5 protein-coding genes and 1 pseudogene are annotated in these 5,640 nt (G+C 70.1%); 2 read left to right on the top strand and 4 right to left on the bottom strand.

Annotated features, from left to right (window positions below; genetic code table 11):
* Positions 1–184, top strand: a pseudogene (locus PUR56_RS29515) (hypothetical protein); the annotation flags it as partial.
* Between the two features lie 195 nt (positions 185–379).
* Here the strand turns inward: PUR56_RS29515 and PUR56_RS29510 are convergent.
* The 4 genes from PUR56_RS29510 to PUR56_RS29495 form a co-directional block, all read right to left on the bottom strand.
* Positions 380–946: a GNAT family N-acetyltransferase gene (locus PUR56_RS29510; protein WP_329951192.1), complete on the bottom strand. Its 567-nt coding sequence runs from the start codon at positions 944–946 to the stop codon at positions 380–382.
* 4 nt (positions 947–950) lie between these two features.
* Complete coding sequence (locus PUR56_RS29505; protein ID WP_329951191.1) at positions 951–1,283, bottom strand: lasso peptide biosynthesis B2 protein; 333 nt, start codon at positions 1,281–1,283, stop codon at positions 951–953.
* 391 nt (positions 1,284–1,674) lie between these two features.
* A complete protein-coding gene (locus PUR56_RS29500; RefSeq protein WP_329951190.1) occupies positions 1,675–3,495 on the bottom strand; it encodes an albusnodin/ikarugamycin family macrolactam cyclase in 1,821 nt (606 codons plus the stop codon).
* A 70-nt stretch (positions 3,496–3,565) separates the two neighbouring features.
* Positions 3,566–3,694 carry an albusnodin family lasso peptide gene (locus PUR56_RS29495; RefSeq protein WP_329951189.1) on the bottom strand — a complete coding sequence of 43 codons (129 nt, stop codon included), beginning with the start codon at positions 3,692–3,694 and terminating at the stop codon, positions 3,566–3,568.
* Between the two features lie 424 nt (positions 3,695–4,118).
* Between PUR56_RS29495 and PUR56_RS29490 the strand changes: the two genes are divergently transcribed.
* On the top strand, positions 4,119–5,456 hold the full coding sequence (locus PUR56_RS29490) for a tetratricopeptide repeat protein (RefSeq protein WP_329951188.1): 1,338 nt from the start codon (positions 4,119–4,121) through the stop codon (positions 5,454–5,456).
* The last annotated feature ends 184 nt before the right edge of the window (positions 5,457–5,640 follow it).

The following is a 5,640-nucleotide window of genomic DNA, read 5'->3' as shown; positions in this document are numbered from 1 at the left end:
GGGGCGGATGCTGCCGGTGATGGTCCACGTGCTGGGCGCCGTCACCGAGTTGCGCCGCGCGCTGCCCGGAGCGGAGTGGCGTGTGCACATGGACGACCTCGACGTCCCGTGGGACGAGCAGGACGGCTACGCCTTCCCCGGTATGCACGACGCGGATCTCGCAGCCGCCTTCGGCGACTTCTGAGGGACGTCGGAGCCGTCCCTCAGGCGCCGGGGGTTCCCCTGCGCCTGGGGGACGGAGAAGAGAGGAGAGCGGTCACTGGGGGAGGGCCGGCGGCCATGCCCCTTCCCGGTTGCCACCCCGCTCCCGTACCGGAGCGGTCCGAGCACCCCGCCGTGCAGACGGCTCGTGGGCCGACGTGGCCAGCCTCCTCGGCGCTCAAGTCTTCTGACCGGTCAGGAGCGGAGTGATCGCGGAGGGGCCGACGAACTCGGCGGCGAGGGCGTCCATGATCACTTCGTCGCAGACCTGCCCCAGCCAGTACCCGGCCTCCCGCAGTGTTCCCGCTGTACGGAAGCCGGCCTTCTCGTAAGCACGGATCGCGGGCTTGTTCGGGGCGAGGACCTTCAGCCAGACCATCCGCAGGTTGGTGATGAGGAACGCGTAGTCGAGGACGAGGCGGGTTGCCGCGGTGCCCAGCCCTCTCCCACGGGCCTCGGGAGCGAGCATCACCACGTACTCGGCGGTGCGGACGGACGGATCGGGCAACAGGGTGGCGACACCAGCCGGGACGGGGACGTCGTCGGCGAGGTGGTAGATCGTGAAGCGGACGTTGTCGCCGCGAAGTTGATGGGCGATGCCTTCGACGCGGGCCTCCAGCGATTCGGGCTGCTGACGGCCATAGCCGACGAGGAGGGCGGGATCCTGCTCCCAGCCCCAGTAGGTCTCGACGAGGTCGGCCCGGTAGGGGCCGAGCCCGCAGGTGTCGTCGCGGACCCAGACGATCGGGTCATGGCTGGCGGTGATGGCGTGCTCCGAGGGTGAGGACCGGCGTGTAGGCACCGGTGGAGGACGGTTCGGCGACCGGTGCGCCGTCCTCAGTTTGCACCCATGCGTGCAGCCGTACAGGGTCGGCGGCGACACCGTGGCACCAGGTGACGGCGAGCCGCCGGGTGGCCAGCAGCAGCACGGTTGCGACGGACTCCTCCAAACAGGCCGTGCGGGCCGGGGAATGCCATCCGGCGGCACGGACTGCGAGTACGGCTGCCTTCGCCTGTTCGGGGGTAGCCGCTAGGAGACAGCTTGACGCGGCCTGGTGAACGGCGCGGATGATGCGGAGCATCGCGGTCCGGGGGTCCCCGGCGGCTTTGACTGCAGCCACTGTCGCCAGCGCGCCTGCGCCGCCCAGTAGCGCTCGGAGCCGGACGGGACCTGGGCGGGTGGCTCCAGCGGGGTGCTCGACGCTTCCCCAGCTTGCCCGCGTGGCGGCGGCCTGGGTCACCGGCCACAGCCGGGCGGCGGAGGTGGGTTCGAGGAGTCCTGCGGCCAGGAGTTGGCTGGCGAGTCGGCCGGGCAACGGGGCAGGGCTGCCGATGCGCGCGGCCTCCCGGAAGCACCTGGCAGCATGGGGCAGCAGGCATTGGACGCGGCCGGTGCGGTAGTCGACGAGGACCAGGACGTGTCCGAAGTCGGTGGGGCGGACGTGGTGGGGTGGGGCGGCGAAGGCAGGCGGATCAGCCACGGGAATCCTTCCTGATGATGGCGTGGGTCCAGGCGGCGACCGGGTCGCGATGGTGGGCCGTCAGCCACGCTTCGACGGTGAGGGCCTGTTCGAGGGTGGCGAGCGGCATGGGGAGGCCGGCGGACGCCTGGGCCAGATGGCGGCGGAACAGGGCGGGGTGGACGAGACCGAGGGCGGCGAGGTTGCCGTCGGCCAGGGCGGACAGGGCGGGGAGGTTGACACGCATGCCGGTGTAGTGATCGGCGTCGGAGCTGCCCTTGGTGGTGCGTTTCGCCGTCTCGGACGGCAGCAGGTGGGCCATGGCGCTAGCCAGGGTGGGCTTGTAGGCGTACAGCGGTGGGCGTCGGAGGAGTGGTGCGGTCAGCACCGCGTCCACCACGGTCGGATCGAGGAACGGGTTGTGCAGGTCGACGCCGCAGACGGCGGCGAGCTGGGCATCGGAGGCGGCCGTACGAGCGACCTCGCGGATCTCGTCCACCAGAACCCGCACCGAGAAGTCCAGACCGGCCAACGGGTCGGCCTGGGCGGCGATTCGTCGGGCAGCCCGGGTGAGGAGTCCGGCGGCGCGCGGAGTGGCCCACGAAGGGAACGGCAGCAGTGAGAACCAAGTGGCTCGGCCATGGTCGTCGCGGTCGGGCGCTCCGACCATGTCGGCGAGGGCGGTCAGTGCCTCTCGGCGGCTGGTGCGAGCGGTGAGGGCGGCGTCCCACAGCAGCGGGCCGACGGGGCTGTGCCGAAGCCGGGCCCAGCCGAACGCCTCGGTGACTGCTCGACGGCCTCGGCCTCGGCGGATCAGGTCGGCCAGGCGGATTGGGGGTTGGAACAGGACGCTGTCGCCGCCGTCGCCGGTCAGGTGGGTACGGGTGCCCAACTTCGCATGCATCCAATCCAGCTGGCCGGCAAGACGGGCGTGCGTGAGGGTCGAGGGTGCCGGTTCGTCGGTTGCCGGAACCTCGGTGATGGCGGTGTAGGGCAGATGCCGGTCGGTCAGCGGCAGCAGGCAGTGCGCGACGCGGTGTGTGTGGCGCGCCGCCGTCAGGCGGGCATGGTGGAGGTCGGCACCGCCGAGGTCGCCGTCCGGGTGGACGGTGACCGCATTCAAACGTCGGTCGGAAGGCTGGGCGGTGGCGGCGAGGACCGTGATGCTGGTGGAGTCCAGGCCACCGGACAGATCGCACGACAGCGCCGGGTCCGAGACGACCCGCAGCGTGACCGCGCGTTCCAAGGCGTCCTTGAGCCGAATGCCGGGCAGCATGTCGGGCACCGGGTCCGGCCGCCAGCGGGTGGTGAAGCGGGGGCCGGAGCCGTCGGCAGGCAGCTCGATCCGAGAGCCGGGCGGCAACTGCCGGACCCCGTCGAAGAAGGACCGGTTGCCTACCAAGGCAGGCACCGACGGCAGGAACACCGCGCACGCCAGCCGTTCGACGTCGATCGAGGCCTCGTTCAGGGAAGCCAGGAACCGCGCGGACGTGGACCAGGCCCAGCCCTCGTTCCATCGAGCCGCGTAGACCGGGCGGGCGGCTGCAGGGTCCGTGTGCACGACGACGTTGGTCGTGCCTTCCTCCACTACGACGTAGGCGCCGGGCCAACGCCACGCCACATTGGCGGGTGGAGGGGTGCAGTTCAACCGGGACAGCTCGAACTCGCGGGCCCCGCAATGGCCGAGCACGAGCACCCTGTGGTGGCCGGCGGCGGCAAGTACGTGTGCTGGGTGGTCACCGATCCACCAGACCGACGATCCAGTCGCGAGCAGTTCGGCACCGACAGGAAGCGGGTGGGAGGCGGATGTGGTGCTGAACCCTCCGAAGAGCACGGTTCCTCCTTGGGAGAGCGGATGAGGGGGTGGTGCGGCCCCGACGAGTCGGGGCCGCACCACCAGTGGGTCAGCTGTTGTAGGCGCGGCGCTTGTCCTCGCTGCTGCCCTTGCCTTGACCCTCGGTGAGGACGACCACGTCGCCGATCTCGACCATCAGCTCGTCGTCCGTCGGCTCGACGGTGTGCTGCTCGACCATGAGCTGCCCTCTCTCTGTGACATTGAATGTGCTGCCCGGCCTGCGACTGGCAGGACCGGACCCGGGCACCCCGGGGTGGGGGCCGGTCTCCCGCCCTTGCAGGACGGGGAGTATCAAGTGGTGCCGCCCGACAGCGGCTGATCAGCGTGCGGGCGTTGATATCGGCGGCTGTATCCGTGGGCGGCGACGTCCGGACAGCCGACGGGCAATCGCGCGGACCGTGTGGCGGGGCCGGGCCGACATCTGACGTCGGGCCATCGGTTCTGCGGGTAGTTCCAGCTCGGCCCAGACCTTCTTTCCTCGATCAGGGGCAGAACCTCACGGGTGATCTGACAACAAGTCAACATGTGTGTACCGGCTGTGAACACGGTAGAGAGGTCATTGATGTCTGAAACCCTTGAAACGTGGCCCGGAGGCGGCACTGATGGCAATCGGACGGGCAGCGAACCAGAGACTGGCCGGGCTGATGGCCGAGTGCCGGTGGTCGAGCAACGGGGAGTTCGCCCGCGCGGTCAATCGGGCGGGCACTGAGGCCGGCCTGAAGCTGAAGTACGACGAGTCAGCCGTATCCCACTGGCTTTCGGGAACCCGTCCTATGGCGAAGTACCAGCCGGTGGTCCTGGAAGCCCTGAGCCGTCGTCTCGGACGACCCGTCACCGCTTTCGTCGCAGGCTTTGCCGATGGGCCTGATGCTCGGCCCGGGTCCACCGATACGGTGGCGGGACTGATCGACCTCGGGAGTGCCGACATGGATCCATCGCGCAGGGGAGTGCTCGGAGCGGGCCTGTACTCGGTTGCACTCACCGTTCCCGGTTGGCCCGACGTCGTAGGGCGGTTCGAGCGGATCAGGGCCGATCCGCACAGCCGGATCGGCAGGGGCGAGGTCGAGTCCGTCATCGCCATGACCGAGCGCATCAGCGAGATCGACGACCAGTTCGGCGGCCGGACCGCCCGACCGATGGCGGCCGCGTTCCTGGTCAACAACATCGCCCCGTACCTTCGGGCAACCGCCTCCGAACCGGTGCGCAGGGCGATGCTCTCGGCGGCCGCCGACCACCTCTACCTGACCGGCTACATGGCCGTGGACGAGCGCCTGGACACGCTTGGCCAGAGGTACTACACGAAGGCGTTGGAACTCTCCCTCGCAGCCGGAGATCACCTCACCTACTGCACCACTCTGCGTGGCATGAGCGTGCAGGCCGTCGAACTCGGCCACGGTGCCGCGGCCCTGCGGTACGCCGAAGCCGCGTCGACAGCCTCACCCCAGGCGGGACCGAGGATGCGCGCGTTCCTGGCAGGCCAGCAGGCCCACGCCCTCGCGCAGACCGGTGAGCGTGTCGCTGTGCTGGCGATGCTCCACGTGGCCGAGGTCGCCATGGAGCAGGCCGAGTCGAAGGCCAAGGCCCATGGTTCCTACGACCCCGCGTCCCTTGCCTACCACGTCGCTCAGGTCAACTTCGAGCTGGGCGACCGCGACGGGGCGATCCGCGCGCTCCAACGCTCCGAGAAGGTCCGGCCCCTCGCGTACCGGCGGGCGCGCGTCCGCCACCGGGCGATGCTCGCCGAGTGGCAGGTCGAGGCCGGCCGACTTGAGGAAGGCGTCCGGAACTGGCATCTGGCGCTGGACGACTACCCCCAGGTCCAGTCCGGCCGCGCGGACGATCGCTTTCGTGCGATGGTCGTAGCCACCAAGCCCCACACCCGCAACCACCATGTCCGTGAACTGCTCGACCGAGCCGGGTCGATGGCGGCGGGTCGATAGGGTCTGTTGCGGGAGTGCAGGTTTCGCGGTTCCCGGAGGCCGCCGACCCGGGGCGGATGCTGCCGGTGATGGTCCACGTGCTGGGCGCCGTCACCGAGTTGCGCCGCGCGCTGCCCGGAGCGGAGTGGCGTGTGCACATGGACGACCTCGACGTCCCGTGGGACGAGCAGGACGGCTACGCCTT

This window comes from Streptomyces sp. BE303 (assembly GCF_036290945.1).
In the GTDB taxonomy this organism is placed as follows: domain Bacteria; phylum Actinomycetota; class Actinomycetes; order Streptomycetales; family Streptomycetaceae; genus Kitasatospora.
The sequence above is the reverse complement of the archived record's forward strand: the minus strand, read 5'-3'. Positions and strand labels throughout refer to the sequence as shown.

Excerpts from the sequence above, each read along its gene's own strand:
- PUR56_RS29505 (WP_329951191.1), bottom strand. The coding sequence starts at position 1,283 with ATGCTCCGCATCATCCGCGCCGTTCACCAGGCCGCGTCAAGCTGTCTC.
- PUR56_RS29490 (WP_329951188.1), top strand. The coding sequence starts at position 4,119 with ATGGCAATCGGACGGGCAGCGAACCAGAGACTGGCCGGGCTGATGGCC.
- PUR56_RS29495 (WP_329951189.1), bottom strand. The coding sequence starts at position 3,694 with ATGGTCGAGCAGCACACCGTCGAGCCGACGGACGACGAGCTGATGGTC.